The sequence below is a fragment of the Bacillus sp. PPSBB_11 genome, assembly GCF_038023285.1.
GTDB lineage: Bacteria > Bacillota > Bacilli > Bacillales > Bacillaceae > Bacillus > Bacillus altitudinis.
Map to the genome: position 1 here is coordinate 1,053,131 of NZ_CP150633.1, position 25,509 is coordinate 1,078,639.

A 25,509-nucleotide genomic window follows, 5' to 3' on the forward strand; every position below is an offset into this window, starting at 1 on the left:
TTAGGCCTCTACACCCATCTCTTTGGCTTTTTCAACCACTTCTTCAATGCGACCGACTAAGCGGAATGCATCTTCTGGAAGGTGATCGTATTTACCAGATAAGATTTCCTTGAAGCCTTTAACAGTTTCTTGCAATGGCACATAAGAACCTTTTTGACCAGTAAACTGTTCTGCTACGTGGAAGTTTTGAGATAGGAAGAATTGAACACGACGAGCTCTGTGTACCACAAGCTTATCGTCCTCAGATAATTCATCCATACCTAAAATGGCAATGATATCTTGCAATTCTTTATAACGTTGCAATGTTTGCTGAACTTCACGCGCGATCGCATAATGCTCTTCGCCAACAATCTCAGGTGCAAGGGCACGAGATGTTGAAGCAAGTGGATCTACCGCTGGGTAAATCCCCATCTCTGTCAACTTACGCTCAAGGTTTGTCGTTGCATCAAGGTGAGCGAACGTTGTAGCTGGAGCTGGATCTGTATAGTCATCCGCAGGTACATAGATCGCTTGAATCGATGTAACCGATCCTACGTTTGTAGACGTGATACGCTCTTGAAGCTGACCCATTTCTGTTGCAAGAGTTGGCTGATAACCTACCGCTGAAGGCATACGTCCAAGAAGGGCTGATACTTCAGAACCTGCTTGTGTAAAACGATAGATGTTATCGATGAAGAACAATACGTCTTGACCTTGTTCATCACGGAAATGCTCTGCCATTGTCAAACCAGTTAGAGCTACACGCATACGTGCACCTGGTGGCTCGTTCATTTGGCCGAAGACCATCGCTGTTTTTTCGATAACGCCAGAATCTTTCATTTCGTAGTAAAGGTCATTTCCTTCACGTGTACGCTCTCCAACACCAGCGAATACAGAAATACCGCCGTGTTCTTGTGCGATGTTGTTGATCAATTCTTGAATCAGAACGGTTTTACCAACACCGGCTCCACCGAATAGACCGATCTTTCCACCTTTGATGTAAGGAGCAAGAAGGTCTACAACTTTGATACCTGTTTCAAGAATTTCAACTTCTGTAGAAAGTTGATCAAAAGAAGGCGCTTGTCTGTGGATTGGGTCTCTTTGCGCTTCCACACCAAGTGGCTCATCTAAGTCAATGTTATCTCCCAGTACGTTGAATACACGTCCAAGTGTTACGTTACCAACTGGTACTGAAATTGGTTTTCCAAGGTCTACAGCTTCCATACCGCGCTTCACACCATCTGTTGATGCCATTGCGATGGTTCTCACTGTATCATCACCTAAATGTAGTGCTACTTCTAAAGTTAAGTCGATATCAACTTCACTTTCGCTTTCCGCTTTATGCGAAACTTTGATCGCATTATAAATCTCAGGCAAGTGACCGTCTTCAAAACGAACGTCTACGACTGGTCCCATGATCTGACTGATGCGTCCTGTTTTCATTGCATTCCCTCCTGACAATTATTTCTATTCTAAGGCAGCTGCTCCGCCGACAATTTCTGTAATCTCTTGTGTAATCGCTGCTTGACGAGCACGGTTGTAAGAGAGTGTCAGGCTGTCGATCAATTCTTTTGCGTTGTCTGTTGCACTCTTCATTGCTGTCATCCTTGCAGCATGTTCACTTGCTTTGCTGTCAAGAAGCGCACCGAAAATCAAACTCTCTGCATATTGAGGAAGGAGAACTTCAAGAATTTCTTCTTCAGAAGGCTCAAACTCATAAGATGCGGAACGTTTATTTGGTGTCGCTGCGGCCGAAAGGTCCGTTAGCGGCAATAATTTTTTCTCTGTTACTTCTTGTGAAATGGCACTGACGAAATGGTTATAGAACATGTAAAGCTCATCAAACGCTTCATCAGAGAACATTTGCACTGTACTGCTTGCTAATTCTTTAATATCAGCAAACGCTACTTCGTCTCCAAGCCCTGTTACTTCAGAAATAACTGGAATACCACGCTTTTTGAAGAAGTCGCGTCCGATTTTACCAATCACAATCACCGCATATTCATCAGCAGACTGATGACGAGATTGAATGGCTTGGTAAGCGGCACGTAAAATCGAGCTGTTAAAAGGTCCTGCAAGTCCTCGATCAGATGTAATGACGAGATACCCTGTTTTCTTAACAGGTCTTGAAAGAAGCATTGGGTGCTTAGCACTTGTTCCAGTTGCGATTGCCGCAACGACTTCTTGGATTTTCTCCATGTAAGGAACAAAGGACTTCGCATTATTTTCAGCACGATTCAGTTTCGCAGCTGATACCATTTGCATCGCTTTTGTGATCTGACTCGATTTTTTTGTTGACGTGATCCTTGACTTAATATCGCGTAATGAGGCCAAAGATTTCACCACCTTTTTTCAGGAATCCGTGTTCATTTACGTGAAAAGAGAGAAAAAGAGAATCTTTTTCTCTCGGAAAGATTACTAATTAGTTGCTTGGTGCAAACGTACGTTTAAAGCCTTCGATCGCTGCTTTCCACTCTTCATCAGCAGGCATGTTTCCTGTTTGAGAGATTGTGTCAAACAAGTCTTTATGGTTTTCTTCAATGTACATGAATAACTCAGCTTCAAAGCGTTTGACATCAGCAATCGCTACATCATCTAAGTATCCTCTTGTCAGTGCATAAAGAATCGCTACTTGTTTTTCAACTTTCAGCGGTTTGTTCAAGTCTTGTTTTAAGACTTCAACTGTTCTAGCACCACGGTTTAATTTGGCTTGAGTCGCTTGGTCTAGATCAGATCCAAACTGAGCGAATGCTTCAAGCTCACGATAAGAAGCAAGATCCAGACGAAGTGTACCTGCTACCTTTTTCATCGCTTTGATTTGTGCAGAACCACCTACACGAGATACAGACAATCCTGCGTTTACCGCTGGACGTACGCCTGAGAAGAAGAGGTCAGATTGTAAGAAGATCTGGCCATCTGTGATTGAGATAACGTTTGTTGGGATATATGCAGAGATATCACCAGCTTGCGTTTCTACGAAAGGCAATGCTGTGATAGAACCGCCACCCTTTTCATCACTAAGCTTCGCTGCACGCTCTAATAAACGAGAGTGAAGATAGAAAACATCACCAGGGAATGCTTCACGACCTGGAGGACGACGAAGCAATAATGAAAGCTCACGGTAAGCTGCCGCTTGTTTAGAAAGGTCATCATACACTACAAGCACATGCTTGCCGTTATACATGAATTCCTCACCCATCGTTACACCTGCATATGGAGCAAGGTAAAGAAGTGGAGCTGGCTGTGATGCAGAAGCTGTGACAACGATTGTGTAGTCAAGCGCACCATGCTTACGAAGTGTTTCAACAACACCACGAACAGTTGATTCTTTTTGTCCGATCGCTACATAGATACAGATCATGTCTTGATCTTTTTGGTTCAGGATCGTATCGATTGCAACAGATGTTTTACCTGTTTGACGGTCCCCAATGATCAATTCACGCTGTCCGCGTCCGATTGGAATCAAGGCATCAATTGCTTTAATTCCCGTTTGAAGCGGCTCATGTACCGATTTACGATCCATAACGCCTGGTGCTTCACTTTCAATTGGACGTGTTTTGCTTGTTAAAATTGGACCTAGTCCATCAACAGGCTGACCAAGTGGGTTCACAATACGTCCGATTAACTCTTCTCCTACTGGAACCTCCATGATACGACCTGTACGTTTTACGTCGTCACCTTCACGGATATCTTTGTAAGGTCCTAAGATTACGATACCTACGTTAGACTCCTCAAGGTTTTGAGCCATACCCATTACACCGTTAGAGAACTCAACAAGCTCTCCTGCCATAATGTTGTCAAGGCCATGTACACGCGCGATACCGTCCCCTACTTGAATGACTGTACCGACATCTTTTACTTCAATTTCAGATTGATAGTTTTGGATTTGCTGCTTTATCAGCGCGCTAATCTCTTCAGCTTTGATACTCACTAAGGTTTCACCCCTTCTAACGATTTTCGCCTGCAAGCTGACGTTCAATGCGGGAAAGCTTTCCGCTGACACTGCCGTCATAAATGCGGTTTCCGATACGGATTTTCACTCCGCCTATTAGATCCTTGTCAATCACGTTTTCAACACGCAGTGATGTGACTCCGGCTTTTTTGGCAAATACTTCAGATAAAGATTGAATTTCAGCTCCGCTGAGCGGTTTAACTGAATACACGATCGCATCGTCTATTTGTTTCGTACGGTTTGCAAGTTTCACAAACTCAGACGCCATTTCAGGAAAAATATTCGTGCGCCCGCGGTCAATCAGTAAATACATTGTGTGCAAAACATATGTCGAAACACCTTTGAAAGCTTCTGCAATCAGATGTTTCTTTTTGTCTGCCGTAATCTTCGGATGAACAAGAAAGTCATTTAATTCTTGGTCAGCCTTCAGAACTTTTTTGATCTCATTCAGCTCTTTTTCAGTTTCGTCTACTGCCGAAGAAGCAAGAACGATGTCAAAAAGAGCAGAAGCGTAACGCTTAGAGACAATAGTCACGCTCATCGGCTTTCGCCTGCCTCTTTAAGATACTCTTGAATCAATTTCTCTTGTGCTTGCTCATCAAGTTCTTTTTCAATCACTTTAGAAGCAATTAATACAGATAGTGATGCAACTTGCTCACGCAGTGCAGCCACAGCTTGTTCTTTTTCTTTCACGATTTCAGTTCTAGCAGACTCTTTCAAGCGCTCTGATTCTTGACGCGCTGCTTGAATGATATCTTCTTTTTGTTTCTCACCAATCTTTTTCGCATTTTCGATGAGTGTATGTGATTCTTCGCGTGCTTCTTTTAATAAGACACGTTGTTCTTCAAGAAGCTTTTCAGCTTGAACGTGCTTTTCTTCAGCACTTGAAATTTCATTTCCTATATAATCTTCACGCTGTTTCATAATCCCTAATAAAGGCTTAAGCGCAAATTTCTTTAAAAGTGCAAGCAGGATGAGCATAGCGATCAGCTGGAATATGATATCTCCGGTGTTTAGACCTGCTCCTAAAACTACTGGTAACTGAGACATTTAGTACGGCAACTCCCTTCTTTAAATAATATGTTAAGAAACAAAACATAAAGGAATGGCGAAGTTTCGAACTAATCTGATCTTCGCCATTAAAATTCATATTAGAACGCTTCTCACATATTAACCAAAGAATGCCAAGAATGCGATAACGACAGCGATAATTGGAAGTGCCTCAACTAAAGCTACCCCGATGAACATAAGTGTTCTTAGTTCTCTACCAGCCTCTGGCTGACGAGCGATTCCTTCAACTGTTTTAGATACGATTAGACCGTTACCAATACCTGCTCCTAGTGCTCCTAAACCGATTGCAATTGCTGCTGCTATTAAATTCATTAAAAAGCTCCTCCTTTAAAATAACGTCCATTTTGGACTCTCAATTTTTTAGTGTTCGTCGCTGACTTTATGGGAGATATACACCATTGTCAGCATGGTGAAGATAAATGCCTGGATGGTTCCGACAAACAAACTGAATGCCTGCCATACAATCATCGGCACGATGGCACCTAATGTACCAATGATACCTAGTGCAAGGTTTTGCGAATAGAAATTAGTCGCAAGTCCTGCAAGTAAACCAAGAAGAATCTCTCCAGCGAAAATATTTCCATAAAGACGCAAACCAAGTGTTAATGTGTTTGCAAATTCTTCAATAATTTTCAGCGGTACTAAGAGTGGGATTGGTCTAAAGTAGTCTTTTGTATATTCCTTGACTCCTTTTGCTTTAACACCATAGTAGTGTGTCAATCCCATGACCATAACCGCTAGTGTCATTGTGATTGCAGGATCAGCAGTTGGTGATTTCCACCATAAGTTGTGATCGACCGTAATCGAGAATGGCAGTCCAAGCATGTTTGAAACAAATATGTACATGAGTAATGTAACGCCAAGCGCTAGAAATGGGGCTCCTGTTTTCATGTCCATCGAACTACCTATGATATTTCGAACAAAATCAACAATCCATTCCATGAAGTTCTGCGCCTTTGTCGGACGAATAGCCAGAACACGAGTAGTCAGCACCGCTATGAGAAGAACGATGATACTAGCAATCGTAATCATGAGAACATTGGATAAGTTGAACGTTAACCCTAAAAATTCTGTAGTTTTTGAACTGTGACCCAAAGAGTATTCACCTCTCTTCCATAGTAGAACGTTTAAGTTGAATGAAGGAATCTATCATAATGACAGGATATATTGTCATTAATCCTATAACAACACCTGCCAGATGAACTTCGTTAGGGTAACGCCAAGCAATCGCTACTGCGAGAATTGCGTTGGCCCACCTGGCTGTACTTCCCATTGAACGAATAGATTTTCCTTTTTTAACTGCTCGATCAAAAGCATGCATTCTCCGAATAAGCAGGAATAAATTAAAGAAAGCAAAAATTGTGCCGATAATGAAACCAAGAAACAGTGGTTTAAAACCAGGCATGGCATAGCCAAACACAAAAATTGCCAATAAATAGAACATATATTTACTCTGTCTGCGGAAAATGACGTTTGGATCGTTCATTCATCTGACTCCCGATGAAAAATATTGTAAAAAAGGTGATAAATGGTGATGAAAACTGCGTAGAAGACGCTTATGATAAGACGTCCTATTTGAAAAAATCAATCACCCATCGGTCTAATTGTGCAATCAGACTTGAAATCTTTAGATCTATGGGATTCTGCTTCATTCGCTGATACAAACCCTGATTATTAAAGGGTTCACAATGAGGATTAGTAGAGTGCTATAGGCTATGAAAACCTTACCATAATACCCTCGTTTAGCATACAATAGCGTCTATGATGTGTCAATCCGTTGAAAGTTAAAAAACTTTTCTATAATGAGAGAGCACACAAAATGTTCACAATTTCATCAAACTTTAGGAGAGCTGTGACATTCATTCAAAAAAACTGCTAATGTTCAGTATACATTGATTTTTCTAAGAACGATATCAACCGTTTGTCATATTTTTCAAAAAAGCCCACATGCACGTTTGCATGTGGGCTTTTCATGAATCATTCTTATTTTGTTCCATACATACGGTCACCAGCATCACCAAGACCTGGGATGATGTAACCTTTTTCGTTTAACTTCTCATCTAATGCCGCAATGTAGATATCAACATCTGGATGATGTTTTTGCATTTCTTCTACACCTTCTGGCGCAGCAATCAGACACATGAAGCGGATGTTTTTCGCACCGCGTTTTTTCAAGCTGTTTAATGCTTCTACTGCTGATCCGCCCGTTGCAAGCATTGGGTCTACTACGATAAATTCACGCTCTTCCACATCAGATGGAAGCTTCACATAATATTCAACAGGCTTTAATGTCTTCGGATCACGGTATAAACCGACATGTCCCACTTTGGCAGCTGGAATGAGTTTCAAAATCCCGTCTACCATTCCAAGACCTGCTCTTAAAATCGGCACAACTCCGAGTTTTTTACCTGAGATCACGTTTGATTTAGCGACTTGTACAGGTGTTTCTACATCTACCTCTTCTAGCGGTAAGTCTCTTGTGATTTCAAATGCCATTAATGTTGCGACTTCATCCACTAGCTCTCTAAATTCTTTTGTTCCTGTATGAACGTCACGAATATATGTAAGTTTGTGCTGAATAAGCGGGTGATCAAATACATAAACCTTTGCCATTGCTTGCTACAACTCCTTTTCTGTCATCTTCCGGTGAACTTTGCACACTTCCTACAATTCTACATAAAAAGACATCATCTTTCAATATGATTCGCAAATCCTACAAAAAAAACCCACATGCCAAAAATAGGCAAATGGGTCTACATCTTAATAATCTAATTCTTGATATAGAGGGAAACGAGCTGTCAGATCAGATACACGCTTTTTCGCCTCTTCTAATTTCGCTTCATCTTCATGATGTTTCAGAGCAAGCGCAATGATGGAACCGACTTCTTTCATCGCTTCTTGATCGAAGCCACGGCTTGTCACTGCTGCTGTACCTACACGTACACCACTTGTAACAAATGGTTTCTCTGGATCATATGGAATTGCATTTTTGTTCACCGTGATACCAATTTCATCAAGAACGTTTTCTGCAATTTTTCCTGTAATGCCAAGAGAGCGCAAGTCGATGAGAACAAGATGGTTATCTGTTCCACCAGATACAAGCTGAATATCCTCAGATAAAAGGGTTTCAGCTAGTTGTTTTGCGTTATCAATCACGTTTTGTGCATATGTTTTGAAATCTCCGTTCAATACTTCACCGAAAGAAACAGCTTTTGCAGAGATCACATGCATGAGTGGTCCACCTTGAATACCAGGGAAGATCGATTTGTCGATCTTTTTACCAAACTCTTCACGGCATAGAATCATTCCGCCGCGAGGTCCGCGCAATGTTTTGTGAGTTGTCGTTGTCACAAAATCAGCGTAAGGAACTGGATTTGGATGAAGACCTGCTGCAACAAGACCCGCGATGTGAGCCATGTCCACCATAAAGTAAGCACCGACTTCATCGGCAATTTCACGGAACTTTTTGAAATCAATTTGACGTGGGTAAGCACTTGCCCCCGCTACGATTAGTTTCGGCTTATGCTCACGTGCTTTTTCAAGTACATCTTGGTAGTCGATATGTTGTGTTTCTTTATCTACACCGTATTCTACAAAGTTGTACTGTACGCCGCTAAAGTTTACAGGGCTTCCATGTGTTAAATGCCCGCCATGTGATAAGTTCATGCCTAGCACTGTATCGCCATGCTCAAGGATTGTAAAGTATACGGCCATATTCGCTTGAGCTCCTGAGTGAGGCTGTACGTTCACATACTCAGCGCCAAAAATTTCTTTTGCGCGGTCACGTGCGATATCTTCTACAACGTCTACATGTTCACAGCCGCCATAGTAGCGTTTACCAGGGTAACCTTCTGCATATTTGTTTGTTAAGACAGAGCCCTGCGCTTCCATGACTGCTTCGCTTACGAAGTTTTCTGATGCAATTAATTCGATTTTGTCCTGCTGGCGTTTCCGCTCTAGTTGAATTGCTTTGAATACTTGTGCGTCTTGCTCAGGTAAATGTTTCATCAGCGAAATCCTCTCCAATCTATTTCCATTCGATGTTTTCACCATCTCATTGTACACGGTTTTTGAGTAAAATGTAAAAGTTTTTTTTGGAAAATCGACTTCTTTTTTATGAAAACCCGAATATTCAAGGGGTGAAGCGTCTTCATCATTCAACATTATATTAGAAATATATCCGAACTATGATCTTGTATAAACGGCTCGTTCTCCGCCAATCAGCTTTGGACGAGTTTTTGCAAACGTCACATGTGCTTGTCCTAATTGATGACGGCTGAGACGGACCGGTACGGCTACCCGCTTTAAGTGCATGCCGATGAATGTATCACCGATATCAATACCTGCATGCGCTGAAATGGATTCAACCAGCACAGGGTGTTCCATTTGCTGATACGCATGAGCCGCCATAGAACCACCCGCCTGACGGACAGGTACTGCCGCTACAATCTCTAAGTTAAGCCGGTAAGCCACCTCTTCTTCCACAACGAGGGCACGATTCAAATGCTCGCAGCATTGGAAGGCCAATTCAATTCCTATCTCGCGCCTCAGTTGATCGAGCTCTTGATAAATAGCTTCAGCAATTTGCTCACTTCCCGCTGTCCCAATGTGCTCGCCAGCCACTTCTGACGTACTGCAGCCAATCACTAAAATGTGGCCGGCTCGCAGTTCAACTGTTTGATGAAACTCTTTTAACATCTCAAGCCAATCTTGACCAATGTTCATGTTAAGCGCTCCTTACAGGTGCTTTTCTTCGTAATCAGCGATTTTACCAATCCGCACAGCATGACGTCCTGCAGTAAATTCTGTTGTCAGCCAAATGTGAGCAATCTCTCTTGCCAATCCTGGTCCAATGACTCGTTCTCCCATCGCAAGAACATTTGTATCGTTATGTTCTCTCGTCGCCTTTGCACTGAATGTATCATGCGCCAGTGCACAGCGGATGCCTTTCACTTTGTTTGCTGAAATGCTCATACCAATACCTGTCCCGCAAATCAAAATGCCACGATCGACTTCTCCGTTTGCCACCATATTGGCTACAGGAAAAGCATAGTCTGGGTAGTCTACAGAACCTGATCCACATTCACAACCCATATCAATGTATTCAATCTTTAATTCATCCATTAGTTGTTTGATTTCTTCACGAATATTTGTTCCGCCGTGATCGGATGCAATGGCTACTTTCATCGGGCAATTCCTCCTAAGGGTGAGTTGATCTGTCATGTCTTACATTCATTCTTTATTTACAGTTATATTTTAACCTCTGCCTAGTCATTTGCAAACAAAAGCAGAAAAACCGTTTGCGCAACGGTTTTACAGGTTGTCCATTTATGAGGATTTGTGATCCTGTTTAAGCTTTTTAGCAAGTTGATACAATAGCGTTTCTAGTTCATCTCGTGTCTCCTGATAAATGGAGAGACTCCCTCCAAATGGATCCGACACGTCACCTTCTGATCCTGTCGCAAATTCTTTTAGAGTGAAGACCTTGTCTTTCACATGAGCATATTGCTCCACAATCAACTGCTTATGCTGAATCGTCATGGTGAAGACATAATCTGCTTCATGAAGAAGTTCTTCTGTTAGTTTAGACGATGAGTGATTCAGTGGAATGCTTTTCTCAAATAATGCTTCGACTGCTTGAGGAGAAGCCTTCCCTGCATCAGAGGCGAAGATGCCCGCTGATTTTACAGTGACCTGTAAGCCTTTTTCATCTGCAATGGAGGAAAAAAGGGCTTGAGCCATCGGACTTCTGCAAGTATTTCCCGTACAAACAAATAAGATATTCATCTTTCGACCTCCTTTTCTTCTATTATATAGCATTTCATTCTACATGTTATGTAAGGAGACTGGCTAGAGCGGAAATAATAATTTGATTCCAAAGGCTAGTAAAATAAACCCGCCAAGCGCCCCGCTGTATGAACCTACCCATGACCGAACCTGTTTACCGAGTAATAATCCAAGCCATGTGAGCATCATACTAAAAAAGCCAAACAATAAAATGGTCATCAACACCCGAGAACCGTAAATCCCCAGGCTTAAGCCAACGGAAAAACTATCTAAACTCACACTTGTTGCAAAAAGAACGAGACCGGCCCCAACAGGTGCGATAAATGGCTTATCTTCTTTTCGGATAGAAGCGATGATCATTTGCAGACCCAGCACCAAAAGCAGCGCCCCGCCAATATAGGTTGCTAGGAGCCCAAGCCAGCCAGATAAAAACTGACCTGTCAGCATGCCAAAAAGAGGCATAAACATATGAAATATCCCAATGACAAGTCCAATATAAAGGATCTGGCGGAATCTCAGCTGAATCATCCCCATGCCGAGTCCAACCGAAAAGGCATCCATTCCAAGTGCAAAAGCCATGATACTGAGTGTCAGCAATTCGCCAGCTAGTTCATTCATGTAAATCCCCCTTGGACACGCATTCTCCTTTAACCTATGTTTGTCCAAGAGAGGTTAGAACTATTTGAACGAAGAGAGAGTGCGCCCTCCTGCCGCTTTTTGCAGACGGTTCATGATCGCAGAACCAACTCCCTGCTCTGAGAAGGCTTCTGAAATGATTAAGTCTACATCCGTTTCATCAAATTGTCTCAGCACACGATATAAGTTTGCCGCAACCGTTTCAGGCTTTTCTCTCCATCCACAGCTAAAGATAACATCTGCCGCAAACCATTCCTTCTTTTCTTCTGTCGTCAGCACACCTACTTTTAGCCCTTCAGCTCGGTACTTCTGAATGTGCAGCTGCATGTCTTCATCACTTCCATGAAATATATACATTTGTGCTTCAGGTGCATAATGTGTGTATTTCATTCCCGGCGATACAGGCGCCTCATCCTTTTTCGTCAGCCCTGGATCTATGTTGACTGTTCCTACGACCTCTTCTAACGCTTCTTTTGTAATACCGCCCGGCCTTAAGATCACTGGAATCTCGTCTATACAGGATACAACCGTTGACTCCACACCAATACCTGTTGAACCACCATCGACAATGCCAGCAATTCTCCCATCAAGATCACTCGCGACATGGTCCGCAAGTGTCGGCGACGGTTTTCCCGAACGGTTGGCACTTGGTGCGGCAATTGGCAGACCAGCTGCTCGGATGAGTTCAAGCGCAACAGGATGATCAGGCATTCTTACGCCTACTGTCGTTAAACCTGCCGTCACCTGCTTTGATAATGTGCCCGGCTTACAAGGTAGAACAATGGTGAGAGCGCCTGGCCAAAAGGCATCCATCAGCGCTGTTACTTTTTCATTTTCTATTTGCGCAAATTCATGAAGCTGTTGAACGTCCGCAATGTGAACAATCAACGGATTATCACTTGGGCGTCCTTTCGCTTCATAAATTTTCTTCACAGCCTCTGTCTCTTTTGCATTTGCCCCTAGTCCATAAACCGTTTCTGTCGGAAAAGCGACCACTTCATTCTGCCGCAACAACAGAGCTGCTTGTTCAATTTGTGGATAGTATGTGGATAAATCCTTTTTTAAATCCACAGACCACCTTTTTGTATTTAACATCATACAAACTCCTTTTAAAAAAGATAAAACTGTTGATATATCTCAATTATCCTTTTGAAAGTATAAAAGATGATGCTAAATAAAACAAGCGTTGTCCACAATTTGTGGATAACGCTTGTTTTACAGTGGATAAGTATGTGAATAAGTCCGGTGTTTTGTGATTAACTAGCTGTTTTTTGTAGCACAACCGCCTGCTCTTTTCCCAACGACTCTTTAGCATGCGCAGATACCCACACACTTTCTGGGATTTCCTCTATAGGCGTAAAACCCATCAGCGCTAAAAAATCATGCGAGGAGGAGTGATTGGCTACAACATAAAAGGTGTCCACACCTTGTTTTTCCCCTAGCGTTTGAACACTTTGGAACAAAGAAACGATATGCCCTTGGCCGAGTTTATCTGATATCACAAGTGATCTTAACAATCCTTCTTGTTCATTTAGTCGTTCAAGACCTAAACAGCCTGCAAGCTCACCGTCTGCATCTTCCATGACCACAAATGACGTACGCTCTGCAATCGTCACCCCGCCTTTTGCTTGGCCTTTTTCAAGAAAAGCATTAATGGCCGGGGCATCTTCTTCTGTCGCTATTCTTAATTGATAATACATGCTTTCACCTCTTTTTGTTCTCTTACTTCAACTCTATGAGGCAAAAACAGATTTAGACCTTTTTTAAGAGAAAAGACTAGAGACCCATTCGAACAGAAAGAATTTCACTTCACCCGTCTCTTCTTCTTCTTTTACCACTTCATTGACAGATTCATTTGATGGCTCTGCGGCTACCTGCTCTTTATCATCTCCTTCTGGTGAGGCGATCGCTTCTCCGTTTGAAAAATCGATAAAGCAGAGAGGTGGGAATAACACACACCACCAATTGGCTCCGTCTCCTTCCCCTAACGTAATCAAAATGGCTTCATATTTCCCAGCAGGATAAACAAAGTTGCCATATAGCTTTGTTGGAAATGAGGCTTTTTGAAAGCTGACCGATACGGATTGATCAATGTGTTGTTCCTTTAATTTTGCTTTGGCAATACGATTGATGTCTGGAAGCTTTGAACGAATCACACGTCTAGCTTCTTCAATGGATGTGAGGTCTTTCACCCACTCCGTTATATTGGCATTGACCTCATCTCGAATACTTCGTTTCACATCTTGATCTGCCGACCGGTCACTATTGGCTAAAATGCGTAACCGAATGGCTTCATCTGGAATCACAACAGGCTGATTGGCAGAAGCAGCAGCCGTCTCCTCTTTTCCAAGGTTTGCAAAAGCACCACATAATAATAGAAACATATAAAGACAAATCATCATTTTACTTTTGAACATGATGTGTTCCCCCCACTTTTTCTCTTCGCTACAAACATTGTGTCCAGGAAACGCATCTCGTAAACAGCAAAAATGATTTTTTTAATAGATTATGAGGTCAGCCTCTTTATGAGGGGAGCGAATCAACATTTCTCCTGCACGCAAAAAGCCGTTCAACTTATGAACGGCTTTTTAGTGAGGATTGGTAATCGGAAGGGTACAATCTCCCATCCCAATCTCGGCTGATTCTTAAACCCGAATCTGTTTTGATGACTGTCATTGCGCCTTTTTTCTCGATTTCCTTTTTGACCTTTCCTTTATGGTCAATAAATTGAATGATCATTTCATAGTCAAATTCAATCCTGTCATCGCTTTCATCTGAAGGTGTAAACGTAATTTTTTTCAGTTTAATTTGACAATCTTGATCTTTTGCCGCTTCTAATACACTTGGAAACATGCTGTCTTGTGTATATTCTTGATATTCATGCTCGGTTAAATAATCCTTCAACTTCTCCTTCATGTCAGATAGGTCATCCGTTCGATTCACTGTGTATTGTGCTTTTTTATAGTTTTCCCCAAATGCTGCTGCTTCTTTTTTAAAGCTCGGTTTACCGCAAGCACTCACAATCAATAGTACACTGACGATGACCAACACCATCGCATACCTTCTGTTCACACCATTCGCTCCTTCAAAACAAATTTATGTAAAAAATCATGATCAGAATGTTCATTCTTCTATATATACGTTTCCCTTTTACCATAAGTTTCATCTTTACATAATAAAATAGTCCGACTTTATTCAGCCGGACTTCCGTTTTGAATGTGTGCGCAAACTGCTCGATCCTTTCCGTTGATGTCCTTGATGATATGAACATCAGCTGAAGGGAACGCCTGCAAAAGAAGCGCTTTTACATCTTGTGCTTGTGTATGTCCTATTTCAAAGACAACCACCGCTTGCTGATGAAGTACCTTGTGGAGATCACAGGCGATACGCTCATAAAACCACAGGCCATCACGCCCATCTGTCAGCGCATTGACAGGTTCATGCTTTGTGACAACCTCTGATAAACCATCCATTTCTTCTGCCGCAATATAAGGCGGATTGGAAATAAACACATCGACTTTGATGCCTTGAGCCATAATCGGTTCAAGTAAATCCCCTTGGACAAAATGAACGTCTGCACCAAGCGCTTCTTGATTTCGCTTTGCTACTTCAAGTGCTTCATGTGAAATATCCGTCGCTGTCACAGTGAGAGATTCTTTTTCAAGAGCTAACGTAATCGCAATTGCACCGCTACCTGTTCCTACATCAACTGCTTTGAGCGGTTGATCATCAGGAAACACACGATTCATCATATTCAATGCCGCCAGCACCACTTCCTCCGTTTCAGGACGAGGAATCAGAACGTGTTTGTTTACTTCAAAAGGACGCCCATAAAAAAATTCAACACCCGTTAAATGCTGCACAGGCACTCCACGCTTGTGCTGCGCGACGAACTCGCTGAATTGTGAATCTTGCTCCTCTGGCAGTGGATCATGAAAACGGGCAAGAAGTTCACTTCTGCTCCATCCAAGCACATGCATCAACATTAACTCTGCTGCGTTTTGGTCTCTGCCCGCTTCCGTTAACAAAGAAGAAGCCCATTTAAGGGCTTCAAAGATCGTTCGCTCTTTATTTTGCATTTTGAAGTTTTCTTGCTTGGTCTTCCATAATTAATGCATCAATGACCTCGTCAAGTTTTCCTTCTAAAATTTGATCAAGCTTTTGAATCGTTAATCCAATGCGGTGGTCCGTCACGCGGTTTTGTGGGAAATTGTACGTACGGATACGTTCTGAACGATCCCCTGTTCCAACAGCAGATTTACGGGTTTGATCATATTCAGCTTGTGCTTCACGCTGGAATTTATCATAAATTCTCGCACGCAAAACTTTCATCGCTTTTTCTTTGTTTTTGATTTGTGATTTCTCATCCTGACAGGAAACCACTACACCTGTTGGAAGGTGAGTCAAACGAACAGCAGACATTGTGGTATTAACACTTTGTCCCCCTGGTCCGCTTGATGCAAATGTATCCACACGAATATCTTTTTCGTGGATATCAATTTCAACTTCTTCAGCCTCTGGTAATACAGCAACTGTCGCTGTTGATGTATGAATTCGGCCGCCTGATTCTGTTTCAGGAACACGCTGCACGCGGTGTGCACCGTTTTCAAACTTTAGTTTAGAATATGCTCCTTTACCGCTAATCATAAAGATGATCTCCTTATAACCGCCAGTTCCAGTGACACTCGCTTCCATGACTTCCGTTTTCCAGCCTTGCATTTCAGCATAACGGCTGTACATCCGGTACAGGTTTCCTGCAAACAGTGCAGCCTCTTCTCCGCCCGCTGCACCACGAACCTCCACAATAACGTTCTTATCGTCATTCGGATCTTTCGGGATGAGTAAGATTTTCAGCTCGTCTTCTAAACGTTCTGTTTCCTCTGTGAGCTCTGAAATTTCTTCTTTGACCATGTCGCGCATATCGGCATCGAGCTTATCTTCCAGCATGGCTTTCGCATCACTTAGCTGATCATATGCCGCACGATATTGTCTATATACCTCAACAGTTTCTTGAATATCAGATTGTTCCTTCGAATATTCACGAAGCTTCTTAGGGTCGTTCACCACTTCAGGGTCACTTAAATATTCATTTAGCTTTTCATAGCGTTCTTCAATTGATTTTAAACGGTCTAACATGGTCTTCACCTCTGTTTTGTGCGTAACAGTCTAATTATAGTATAGCGGGGTATGACAGTCAAAAAAATTTCCAAAACAATTGATTTTCTGCAATTTTTCACTAGAAAACACGATCTTTGGCGATTGGTTACTTGTTTTGTCTAACGTGAAGGAACGGATGCTCACGAAAGAGAATGGTACTTGTAATTGAAAAAAGGGAGGGCATTTGGTTTGAATACAAATGAGGTTGCAAAGGAAATTGGTGTATCTTCAAAAACCATTCAGCGCTGGGTCAAACAGCTCAACATCCCTGTCGCCCGGAATGAACTAGGACATTATGAATTTCATGATGACATTGTCCAGCTGCTCAAAGAGGTCCAACACCAAATGAACGAAGGTGTGATTCTCCATGACATTAGACTGCCGATCCATGAAGAAACCGCCCAGCAATTATCACCTACTGTAGAAACTTCTGACTCATCAAAACGGATAGAAGCCTTAGAAAAACAAATGAAACAGCTCCTTCAAGAGCAATCACACGTCAGTCATATTGAAGCGCGTTTTCAAGAAATGGAACGGAAACTCGCTAAGAAAGCAGATGAAGGCGTTTCCTACCAGCTCCTCCAGCACAGAAGAGAAATTGAAGAATTAACTGCAAAATTAGAACGCCTCACAGCCACATTGACAAAACCAAAACCATCAAAAGAAGAAGAAAAGGAAAAGGCACACCCCGAAATGAAAAAAAAGCGTGCGCTCTTCCCTCTGTTTCATTCATTTCGCTAAGAAAGGCTGCCTAACGAGGCAGCCTTTCTACTATATTATACGGTAAGTGCAATAATGATCGGTAACGTAATGAGTGACATGATCGCACTGATCACAAATGCGGATGCTGTTTCTGCTTCCTGTTTCTCAAATCGAGTGGCGATCATGGCCGCAACAGCTGAACCTGGGAAGGCAACAAGCAATACAGCTTTTGTAATTTCATCCGCCGAAAGACCCATAAGAATGGCGATAAAATACATAAGTAACGGTTGTACAGCTACTTTGAGCAATGCGATACTGAAAGCTGGTAAGCTCAGTTTAATCTTGCGGATACCGACTGTGACACCGACTGCAAAGAGCGCAACCCCTGATGTCACACTTCCAATTTCCTCTAGCATTTCATGTCCGATTTCAGGAAGTTTAAATCCTAAAAGAACAAGAATGATACTTGCTAACGGTGCAAGCGCAAGCGGCTCTGATAAGCCGTGTAAAATCGCTTTCGTCGTCATTTTTAGGAAACTTTCGCCGTCTTTGGCTTTTCCTTTTGTTTTTTCACCGACAGTTGACACAATAATAGCAATTGGATCAAGCAATGCATTTACAACTATTCCGGTAATAGCAATCGGAATTGCAACTTCTTGAGCCCCAAATAAACTGCCCAAGACCGGAATCCCCATAAATGCAAAGGTCGGTTGTGCTGAGTTTAATGAGAAAACAGATGAATCTGTTAAATCATATTTAAAAGCAAATTTCGTAACTAAAAGGATAATGATATAAAAGCCTACGATTCCGAAAATCAATGCAACGAAAAATGGAATTTGACTATAGAATTTATCTTTTGGTGTTGACAGAATGCTGGCGATAAAGTGCGCTGGCAAAGCATACTTTGTAACAAGTGTACTTACACCTTTTGCAGATTTAGCGTCATAGCTGCCGAAGTTCCCTGCGAACCAACCCAGCGCGATAACGAAAAAAATCGGTGCTAGGAGGATCAAAATATTTAAAAAGTCCATCTTACTATTCCTCCTTGAATCCTTTACATGTTTCTTATTTTATAGCGGCATTGCTTACATTACCCGAAACAATGCCGCGTTACACATTTTATTATGCTCTTACAATTTTTTTATATTCAGGAATCCACATAGCATCTTTCACAGCTTGTTCAATGTTTTCAGGTGTTTTTCTTGCGACACCATCTTTAATTGCTGCTTTTGCCACTTCAATAGCTACTTTGATAGAAACTTCTTGTAACTTATCAATGCTTGGAAGTAGACCAGCACCTGGTTTATCATGATCAACCATTTCAGCAATCGCATCCGCTGAAGCAACGAACATGCCTTTTGTGATGATTTTTGATTCCGTTACGATTGAACCAAGACCAAGTCCAGGGAAAACGAACGCATTGTTTGATTGTCCGATTTCATGTTCAATTCCGTTATACTCGACATTTTCGAATGGGCTTCCAGTTGCAACAAGCGCACGACCGTCTGTCCATTTGAATAGATCTTCCGGTACTGCTTCAGCAAGTGGTGTTGGGTTAGACATCGGCATGATCACTGGACGCTCTGTATGAGCTGCGATTTCTTTAATAATTTCTTCAGTGAATGCGCCGCCTTGACCTGATGTACCAATAAGAATAGTTGGCTTCACCTTGCGAACAGCTTCAGCAAATGAGATTTGTCCTTTTTCATCACGAGCCCAGCCTTCTACTTCATCAGAAGAACGAAGGTATGGTTTTTGGAAATCAAGCACTTCATCTTCAAACTGATCTGTTAGCAATCCTCTGTAGTCTAACGTCCAGAATGCATTGTTTGCTTCTTCTTCACTTAGACCTTCAAGAACCATTGTGTCACGCATTTGATCGGCGATTCCGATTCCAGCTGATCCAGCTCCGAAAATCATCACACGGTGATCTTTCAATTGAGTACCAGTTTTCTTGACAGCTGCAAGAACACCCGCTAAAGTAATGGCACCAGTACCTTGGATATCATCATTAAATGTTAAGATGTTGTCGTTGTATTTTTTCATGATGTTACGCGCATTTTTGTTTCCAAGGTCTTCCCAGTGAAGCAATGCTTTCGGGAAGAATTTAAGTGCTGCTTTTACATACGCATCAATGAACTCTTCGTATTTTTCACCTTGTACACGTTTGTGGTGGTTCCCGATGTACAATGGATCATTTAATAATTTCTCATTGTTAGTTCCAACATCTAATACAACTGGAATCACGCGGCTTGGATCAATCCCTGCTGCAGCCGTGTAAACAGCTAATTTACCAATTGCGATGTTGATACCACCAACACCCCAGTCACCAATTCCAAGAATACTCTCAGAGTCAGTTGCTACGATGAGGTCGATGTCGCCTGCTGTTGCATGTAAGTTTTCAAATGCTTTCTCAATACCGTCAATGTTGTCGATTGAAAGGTAGACACCATGAGGTCTTCTGTATTCATGGCTGTATTCTTGAATCGCTTCACCAACAGTTGGTGTGTAAACAACAGGAAGCATTTCACGAAGCTTGTCCGTTAGAAGCTTATAGAATAATACTTCGTTACGGTTTTGCAAATCACTTAAGTATACGTTTTGACGAAGACGATCTGGCTGAGCTAGAAATTGTTTGTATGCTCTCTCTGCTTGCTGTTCTAAAGTCAGAACAGTTGGAGGGAGTAATCCTTCTAGTCCAAGCTCTTGTCTTTCTTCTTCAGAGAAAGCAACGCCTTTGTTCAACGTTGGAATCGATAATACATCTTTACCTGTCAAAGTGGTTTCGAGGTACCCTTCTTTTGTTTTCTTCACGTTGTTCATCAAAAACTACCCTCTTTCTAAAATATAAATAAAGTGAACTATTAATACAAAGAACGATCAAGGAGAAAAATCCTTAATCAAAAAAATTATGACAAGAAATCGAACTTTTCGTTTAAATGCTTTACACTACAGTTAGTCATTTTATGCCTGCTTATACCAAAACGCAAGCGTTGAAAATTAGATAATTTTTTCGTAGCGTTATTTAATTTATTTAAGTACAAATGATGGGTGTTCAGCCAAAAACTCGAAAAACGAAACACAGCGGCATTTGCTATTTTTTTAATTGTCAAGTGTTGTACCAACATCTAGTTTTGGTACTTCATGGTGATGTCTGCATCGTGCTTCGTATGATTCCTGCGCACCTACTAAAATAATGGGATCATCATAGGATGCGGGTTTACCGTCGATCAAGCGTTGTGTTCTACTCGCTGGGGAGCCGCATACCGAACAAACTGCTTGAAGTTTTGTTACAAGCTCTGCACATGCCATTAAATGTGGAACAACACCAAATGGCTCTCCTCTGAAGTCTTGATCAAGGCCTGCAACAATGACTCGGTAGCCTTTATCAGCCAACTGAGTGACAATATCAATAATTGTCTCATCAAAAAATTGCACCTCATCAATGCCAATGACATCGGTTCGTTCTGATATGTGCGTTATTATGTCTTTTGGTGAGGTTACTGCAATCCCATCGACGGATGAACCGTTATGTGACACAACTGAGCTTGTGCTATACCGGTTATCAATCGCTGGTTTGAATATTTTTACTTCTTGTTTGGCAAAGGTGGCTCTTTTGGCTCTCCGAATCAATTCTTCCGACTTTCCAGAAAACATACTTCCGCAGATGACTTCAAGCCAACCGCTTTGTTTCATCACATACATAAGGTCTTCTCCCCCGTTTTAAAGTTCCATCAATCCACGTAAAAAAACAGGCAAGAACGGATTCCTGCCTGTTTATTGTATCTATTATTACTTAAGACCGTATTTTTTGTTAAAGCGGTCAACACGTCCATCAGCAGAAGCGAATTTTTGACGGCCTGTATAGAAAGGATGGCACTCAGAGCAAATCTCGATGCGTACCTCTTCTTTTACTGATCCAGTTTCAAACTCATTTCCACAAGCGCATTTGACTGTAGCTTTTTTGTAGTTAGGATGAATTCCTGTTTTCATCTACTGTCATCTCCTTCCGCCCTGAATCCAATTCGGAAACAGAGTTAATATCTCAGAATAAATTCTGAAACGCACATGATAAAATTATAACAGTGTAAGTCTATGATTGCAAATGTATTTTTTCAGGAAGCTATCTTCTTGATGCAGACATATTTGCTTGTTTCCACTCTTGCGTTAAAATATCGAAAAATTCTTGGTTTGTCTTTGTTTTTCTCATTTTGCGCATGAATTTCTCAGCGAAATCAGGTGTATCTGACATTGATTTTCTCATCGCCCATAGACGATCAAGATGCTCTTTAGGCACAAGCAGTTCTTCTTTTCTTGTACCGGAACGACGAATGTCGATGGCTGGGAAAATTCTTCTTTCTGCAAGAGAACGGTCTAAATGGAGCTCCATGTTTCCTGTTCCTTTAAACTCTTCATAAATCACATCATCCATACGTGATCCCGTATCAACAAGTGCAGTAGCTAAAATGGTCAAGCTCCCACCTTCTTCGATGTTACGCGCAGCACCAAAGAAGCGTTTTGGACGGTGGAAAGCCGCTGGATCAATACCGCCGGAAAGCGTTCGGCCGCTTGGCGGGATGACAAGGTTGTATGCACGAGCAAGCCTTGTGATGCTGTCCATTAAAATGATGACATCTTTTTTATGTTCAACTAGACGCATCGCACGCTCTAATACAAGCTCTGCTACTTTAATGTGGTTTTCCGGTACTTCGTCAAAGGTTGAACTAACAACATCCCCTGCAACAGAACGTTCGATATCTGTTACTTCCTCTGGACGTTCGTCAATGAGAAGAACAATCAGTTCTGCCTCTGGATGATTTTCAGAGATACTGTTGGCAATTTCTTTGAGCAAAATGGTTTTCCCAGCCTTAGGCGGTGCAACAATTAAACCACGCTGTCCAAACCCAACTGGTGCCATCATATCCATAATTCTAGTAGACAGGTGATTAGGCTGTGTTTCAAGAATCATTTGACGATCAGGGAATAGCGGCGTGAGTGCAGGAAAGTGAACACGTTCCTTAGCTGATTCTGGGTCGTCCCCATTTACCGCTTCGACATGAAGGAGGCCATAGTAGCGTTCATTCTCTTTTGGAGGTCGTACCTTTCCAGACACCTTATCACCATTTCTTAAATCAAAGCGTCTGATTTGTGAAGCTGAAATATAAATGTCTTCAGAGCTTGGGGAGTAGTTAATTGGTCTTAAGAAACCAAATCCCTCTGACTGAATAATTTCTAGAACCCCTTCCATAAATAAGAGATCCTCTTGCTCAGCGTTCGCCTTTAAGATGGCAAAAATTAATTCTTTTTTTGTTAGTTTGCTGTAATAAGAGATTTTGTACTTTTTTGCTAACTCATACAGCTCTTTTAATTTCATATTTTCCAAAGATGAAATCGAAACATCTTTCAATATGGACACCACACTTTTCTAGTCAATGTATTTCATTACAAATGCATGACTATTGTATTTGATTAGCTTTTAATTCCGTTTTTGTTGGAATGACCTCGCTCTCATGGTAACGCTCCCACTCGTTTTATCATAAAGATAGGAACAATGTGAAATTGAGCTTTGTCAACATAGAGAAGGATAATGAGTATATCGTCATGATGCGGCAGTATTTAAACTTGTTGAAGCTTAAAAAGAAGTAAATTCGCAGAAAATTTCGCAGCACTCTTTAGTTTTACCTCATTTGCAGGGAATATTCAACTTTAAAAAGAAAATGATATATATTTGACACCTATATGAAAAGCGGGTAAAGAATACCCGCTTTCAGATTACGGACGAATGACAAGATTCGGTTTTTTCTTTAAACTGTGTCTGCCATCGACGAATCGAACAGTACCTGATTTCGCACGCATGACAACACTATGTGTTGTTCCAACAGAGCCTTTAAATTGAACACCTTTTAATAACTCGCCATCTGTTACACCTGTCGCTGCAAAAATGGCGTCATCGCCTTTCACGAGGTCTTCCATTCTGAGGACTTTTCCAACATCCAGTCCCATTTTCTCACAGCGTCTCAGCTCTTCTTCACTTTGTGGAAGAAGCTTACCGTGGATTTCTCCACCAAGTGCTTTAAGCGCAACAGCAGAAAGGACACCTTCAGGCGCTCCACCTGAACCAAATAGAATATCAACACCTGTGTGATCAAATGCTGTATTAATGGCTCCTGCAACGTCACCATCATCGATCAACTTGATTCTTGCTCCAGCTTCTCTCAGCTCAGCAATGATCTTTTCATGTCGCTCTCTGTTTAAAATTGTCGCAACAACATCTTCAATATCTTTGTTTTTTGCTTTTGCAACAGCACGAAGATTGTCAATGACAGGCGCTTCAATGTCGATGCAGCCTACCGCTTCTGGACCTACTGCGATCTTATCCATGTACATATCAGGTGCATTCAGCAAGTTGCCATGATCAGCAACAGCGATAACAGCTAAAGCATTCCAGCCGCCACTTGCCACAATATTTGTTCCTTCCAATGGATCAACAGCGACATCCACGCGAGGTCCATATCCGTTTCCAAGCTTTTCCCCAATATAAAGCATTGGAGCTTCGTCCATTTCTCCCTCGCCGATGACCACAGTTCCCTTCATCGGAATCGTATCAAATACATCACGCATGGCACTTGTTGCAGCATCATCCGCTTCGTCTTTTAAACCTCTACCCATCCAACGAGCAGATTTTAATGCAGCTGCTTCTGTCACCCGTACTAGTTCCATCGATAAACTTCTTTCCATTTTTGTCCAAATCTCCTCTCACAGTCAAAGCCTTATGAATTTTGAAGTTCTTCTATTTCTTGGTCATTCAGCTTTTCACGCCAGATGGTTGCACCCAAGCCTTCAAGCTTCTCCTCAAGCATACTATATCCTCTGTCTATATGTTCAAGCCCTGTGATTTCGGTCACACCGTCTGCCATTAACCCTGCAACAACGAGACAAGCACCTGCTCGCAGATCACTTGCTTTGACCTTTGCACCTTGAAGCTGCGTTTGACCTGTAATAATGGCAGATCTTCCTTCCACCTTCATGTTAGCACCCATTCGACGCAATTCGTCAATGTGTTTAAAGCGGGCAGAGTAAATGGTATCTGTCACGACACTCGTGCCTTTCGCTTTTGTTAACAAAGCCGTCATCGGCTGTTGAAGATCAGTCGGAAAGCCCGGATACACAAGGGTTTTGATATCGACAGGCTTGAGTCCTTCATTTCTGCCAACGATCAGCATTTGATCGTTGCTTGTTTCAATTGTGAACCCCATCTCTCTAAGTTTCGCCGTAATTGATTCTAAATGAGTTGGGATCACATTATCAAGCACAACTTCATCCCCCATCGCTGCACCTGCAATTAAAAATGTACCTGCTTCTATGCGGTCAGGGATGATGGAATGCCTGCAGCCATGAAGAGATTCCACACCTTCGATCCGAATCACATCCGTCCCCGCACCTTTGATTTTAGCTCCCATGCTTGCAAGCAGTGTCGCTACATCAATAATTTCGGGTTCTTTTGCGGCATTTTCAATCACTGTTTTCCCTTCAGCAAGCACGGCTGCCAGCATGATGTTGATGGTCGCACCTACACTGACAACATCAAGATAAATACGGGCTCCGACTAATTTTTCAGCGCGCAAATAAATCGCACCCTGTTCGTTTGTCACCTCGGCTCCAAGTGCTTCAAAGCCTTTGATATGCTGATCGATCGGTCTAGGTCCTAAGTGACATCCCCCTGGTAATCCAATGACAGCCTGCTTGAATCTACCGAGCATGGCGCCCATTAAATAATAGGATGCTCGTAGTTTCTTCACTTTCCCATTAGGAAGCGGCATACTGATCATGGAGGCAGGATTGACAACCATCTCACCTTTTTCAAACGTGACCTTTCCGCCAATCTCTTCTAACAGATCTCGTAATGTGTCAATATCTGAAATATGCGGAAGGCCTTCAATGGTTACTGGAGAATCAGCGAGAATCGTGGCAGGAATCAGTGCCACAGCACTATTTTTCGCACCACTAATATGTACGGTCCCGCGCAAGGGGTCACCGCCGGCAATGTTTAACTTTTCCATATTTGTCTCCCTTCTTAAAGAAGATCACTGTTGGAGTTATACTGTTTGTGGATGTCGCGCTTTAAAAGGTCTTGTCCAAAATTTAGCCAATATCAAGAGAAAGAATACAGGTTAAACGAAATTTGTCGGAAGAAAAATAATCGAAGCTTTGCGAGGCTGTGATGT

28 protein-coding genes are annotated in these 25,509 nt (G+C 42.0%); 1 reads left to right on the forward strand and 27 read right to left on the reverse strand.

Features of this window, described 5'->3' with window-relative positions; all coding sequences use genetic code 11:
* From atpD to prfA, 20 genes are all read right to left on the reverse strand, one after another.
* Nucleotides 1–1,422 (reverse strand): F0F1 ATP synthase subunit beta, encoded by a 1,422-nt coding sequence (atpD, locus tag V7L95_RS05310; protein WP_008343395.1) that lies wholly within the window; start codon nt 1,420–1,422, stop codon nt 1–3.
* 24 nt (nt 1,423–1,446) lie between these two features.
* Entirely contained in the window at nt 1,447–2,313 is an 867-nt protein-coding gene (locus V7L95_RS05315; RefSeq protein ID WP_007497628.1) for a F0F1 ATP synthase subunit gamma, read from the reverse strand.
* Between the two features lie 88 nt (nt 2,314–2,401).
* Nucleotides 2,402–3,910 (reverse strand): F0F1 ATP synthase subunit alpha, encoded by a 1,509-nt coding sequence (gene atpA / locus V7L95_RS05320; RefSeq protein WP_008343398.1) that lies wholly within the window; start codon nt 3,908–3,910, stop codon nt 2,402–2,404.
* A 16-nt stretch (nt 3,911–3,926) separates the two neighbouring features.
* The gene (locus V7L95_RS05325) at nt 3,927–4,472 is read right to left on the reverse strand and encodes a F0F1 ATP synthase subunit delta (protein ID WP_007497632.1); all 546 of its coding nucleotides are present in this window, start codon (nt 4,470–4,472) and stop codon (nt 3,927–3,929) included.
* Nucleotides 4,469–4,981 (reverse strand): F0F1 ATP synthase subunit B, encoded by a 513-nt coding sequence (gene atpF, locus V7L95_RS05330; protein ID WP_007497634.1) that lies wholly within the window; start codon nt 4,979–4,981, stop codon nt 4,469–4,471. Before atpF ends, V7L95_RS05325 begins: the two co-directional genes overlap by 4 nt.
* Before the next feature lie 120 nt (nt 4,982–5,101).
* Nucleotides 5,102–5,314 carry a F0F1 ATP synthase subunit C gene (gene atpE / locus V7L95_RS05335; RefSeq protein ID WP_003214968.1) on the reverse strand — a complete coding sequence of 71 codons (213 nt, stop codon included), beginning with the start codon at nt 5,312–5,314 and terminating at the stop codon, nt 5,102–5,104.
* A gap of 48 nt (nt 5,315–5,362) precedes the next feature.
* Entirely contained in the window at nt 5,363–6,097 is a 735-nt protein-coding gene (atpB, locus tag V7L95_RS05340; RefSeq protein ID WP_007497637.1) for a F0F1 ATP synthase subunit A, read from the reverse strand.
* Between the two features lie 7 nt (nt 6,098–6,104).
* A complete protein-coding gene (locus V7L95_RS05345) occupies nt 6,105–6,488 on the reverse strand; it encodes an ATP synthase subunit I (RefSeq protein WP_007497639.1) in 384 nt (127 codons plus the stop codon).
* 497 nt (nt 6,489–6,985) lie between these two features.
* Nucleotides 6,986–7,615, reverse strand: a complete 630-nt coding sequence (gene upp / locus V7L95_RS05350; protein ID WP_003214553.1) for a uracil phosphoribosyltransferase — start codon at nt 7,613–7,615, stop codon at nt 6,986–6,988.
* 147 nt (nt 7,616–7,762) lie between these two features.
* Nucleotides 7,763–9,010 (reverse strand): serine hydroxymethyltransferase, encoded by a 1,248-nt coding sequence (glyA, locus tag V7L95_RS05355; protein ID WP_024718755.1) that lies wholly within the window; start codon nt 9,008–9,010, stop codon nt 7,763–7,765.
* A 177-nt stretch (nt 9,011–9,187) separates the two neighbouring features.
* On the reverse strand, nt 9,188–9,727 hold the full coding sequence (locus V7L95_RS05360; RefSeq protein ID WP_048001104.1) for a TIGR01440 family protein: 540 nt from the start codon (nt 9,725–9,727) through the stop codon (nt 9,188–9,190).
* A 12-nt stretch (nt 9,728–9,739) separates the two neighbouring features.
* Nucleotides 9,740–10,189: a ribose 5-phosphate isomerase B gene (gene rpiB, locus V7L95_RS05365; protein ID WP_003214714.1), complete on the reverse strand. Its 450-nt coding sequence runs from the start codon at nt 10,187–10,189 to the stop codon at nt 9,740–9,742.
* Between the two features lie 141 nt (nt 10,190–10,330).
* Nucleotides 10,331–10,789, reverse strand: coding sequence for a low molecular weight protein arginine phosphatase (locus tag V7L95_RS05370; protein WP_017360042.1), 459 nt, complete (start codon nt 10,787–10,789; stop codon nt 10,331–10,333).
* Nucleotides 10,790–10,852: 63 nt separating this feature from the next.
* Nucleotides 10,853–11,407, reverse strand: coding sequence for a manganese efflux pump MntP family protein (locus tag V7L95_RS05375; RefSeq protein WP_017368209.1), 555 nt, complete (start codon nt 11,405–11,407; stop codon nt 10,853–10,855).
* Between the two features lie 60 nt (nt 11,408–11,467).
* On the reverse strand, nt 11,468–12,520 hold the full coding sequence (locus tag V7L95_RS05380) for an L-threonylcarbamoyladenylate synthase (RefSeq protein WP_081298178.1): 1,053 nt from the start codon (nt 12,518–12,520) through the stop codon (nt 11,468–11,470).
* A 161-nt stretch (nt 12,521–12,681) separates the two neighbouring features.
* On the reverse strand, nt 12,682–13,125 hold the full coding sequence (locus V7L95_RS05385) for a general stress acyl- n-acyltransferase (RefSeq protein ID WP_007497650.1): 444 nt from the start codon (nt 13,123–13,125) through the stop codon (nt 12,682–12,684).
* Nucleotides 13,126–13,188: 63 nt separating this feature from the next.
* Nucleotides 13,189–13,842 carry a stage II sporulation protein R gene (spoIIR, locus tag V7L95_RS05390; RefSeq protein WP_129547939.1) on the reverse strand — a complete coding sequence of 218 codons (654 nt, stop codon included), beginning with the start codon at nt 13,840–13,842 and terminating at the stop codon, nt 13,189–13,191.
* 157 nt (nt 13,843–13,999) lie between these two features.
* On the reverse strand, nt 14,000–14,479 hold the full coding sequence (locus tag V7L95_RS05395; protein ID WP_035389802.1) for a hypothetical protein: 480 nt from the start codon (nt 14,477–14,479) through the stop codon (nt 14,000–14,002).
* A gap of 137 nt (nt 14,480–14,616) precedes the next feature.
* A complete protein-coding gene (gene prmC, locus V7L95_RS05400) occupies nt 14,617–15,504 on the reverse strand; it encodes a peptide chain release factor N(5)-glutamine methyltransferase (protein ID WP_129547940.1) in 888 nt (295 codons plus the stop codon).
* Nucleotides 15,494–16,561: a peptide chain release factor 1 gene (prfA, locus tag V7L95_RS05405; RefSeq protein WP_008343422.1), complete on the reverse strand. Its 1,068-nt coding sequence runs from the start codon at nt 16,559–16,561 to the stop codon at nt 15,494–15,496. The genes prmC and prfA overlap by 11 nt, the downstream gene beginning before the upstream one ends.
* A gap of 210 nt (nt 16,562–16,771) precedes the next feature.
* On the opposite strand from prfA, the gene racA reads away from it, so the two are divergent.
* Nucleotides 16,772–17,323 (forward strand): chromosome-anchoring protein RacA, encoded by a 552-nt coding sequence (racA, locus tag V7L95_RS05410; protein ID WP_048001108.1) that lies wholly within the window; start codon nt 16,772–16,774, stop codon nt 17,321–17,323.
* A gap of 35 nt (nt 17,324–17,358) precedes the next feature.
* Here the strand turns inward: racA and V7L95_RS05415 are convergent, their stop codons facing one another.
* From V7L95_RS05415 to V7L95_RS05445, 7 genes are all read right to left on the reverse strand, one after another.
* Entirely contained in the window at nt 17,359–18,315 is a 957-nt protein-coding gene (locus V7L95_RS05415) for an AEC family transporter (protein ID WP_017368214.1), read from the reverse strand.
* A 91-nt stretch (nt 18,316–18,406) separates the two neighbouring features.
* Nucleotides 18,407–20,107 (reverse strand): oxaloacetate-decarboxylating malate dehydrogenase, encoded by a 1,701-nt coding sequence (gene malS, locus V7L95_RS05420; RefSeq protein WP_017368215.1) that lies wholly within the window; start codon nt 20,105–20,107, stop codon nt 18,407–18,409.
* Nucleotides 20,108–20,386: 279 nt separating this feature from the next.
* Nucleotides 20,387–20,989: a thymidine kinase gene (locus V7L95_RS05425; RefSeq protein WP_007497666.1), complete on the reverse strand. Its 603-nt coding sequence runs from the start codon at nt 20,987–20,989 to the stop codon at nt 20,387–20,389.
* 87 nt (nt 20,990–21,076) lie between these two features.
* A complete protein-coding gene (gene rpmE, locus V7L95_RS05430; RefSeq protein WP_003215407.1) occupies nt 21,077–21,277 on the reverse strand; it encodes a 50S ribosomal protein L31 in 201 nt (66 codons plus the stop codon).
* A 130-nt stretch (nt 21,278–21,407) separates the two neighbouring features.
* Nucleotides 21,408–22,691: a transcription termination factor Rho gene (rho, locus tag V7L95_RS05435; protein WP_007497667.1), complete on the reverse strand. Its 1,284-nt coding sequence runs from the start codon at nt 22,689–22,691 to the stop codon at nt 21,408–21,410.
* A 365-nt stretch (nt 22,692–23,056) separates the two neighbouring features.
* Nucleotides 23,057–24,022 (reverse strand): class II fructose-bisphosphatase, encoded by a 966-nt coding sequence (glpX, locus tag V7L95_RS05440; protein ID WP_007497670.1) that lies wholly within the window; start codon nt 24,020–24,022, stop codon nt 23,057–23,059.
* 32 nt (nt 24,023–24,054) lie between these two features.
* Nucleotides 24,055–25,344 carry a UDP-N-acetylglucosamine 1-carboxyvinyltransferase gene (locus V7L95_RS05445; protein WP_007497673.1) on the reverse strand — a complete coding sequence of 430 codons (1,290 nt, stop codon included), beginning with the start codon at nt 25,342–25,344 and terminating at the stop codon, nt 24,055–24,057.
* Between the last annotated feature and the right edge of the window lie 165 nt (nt 25,345–25,509).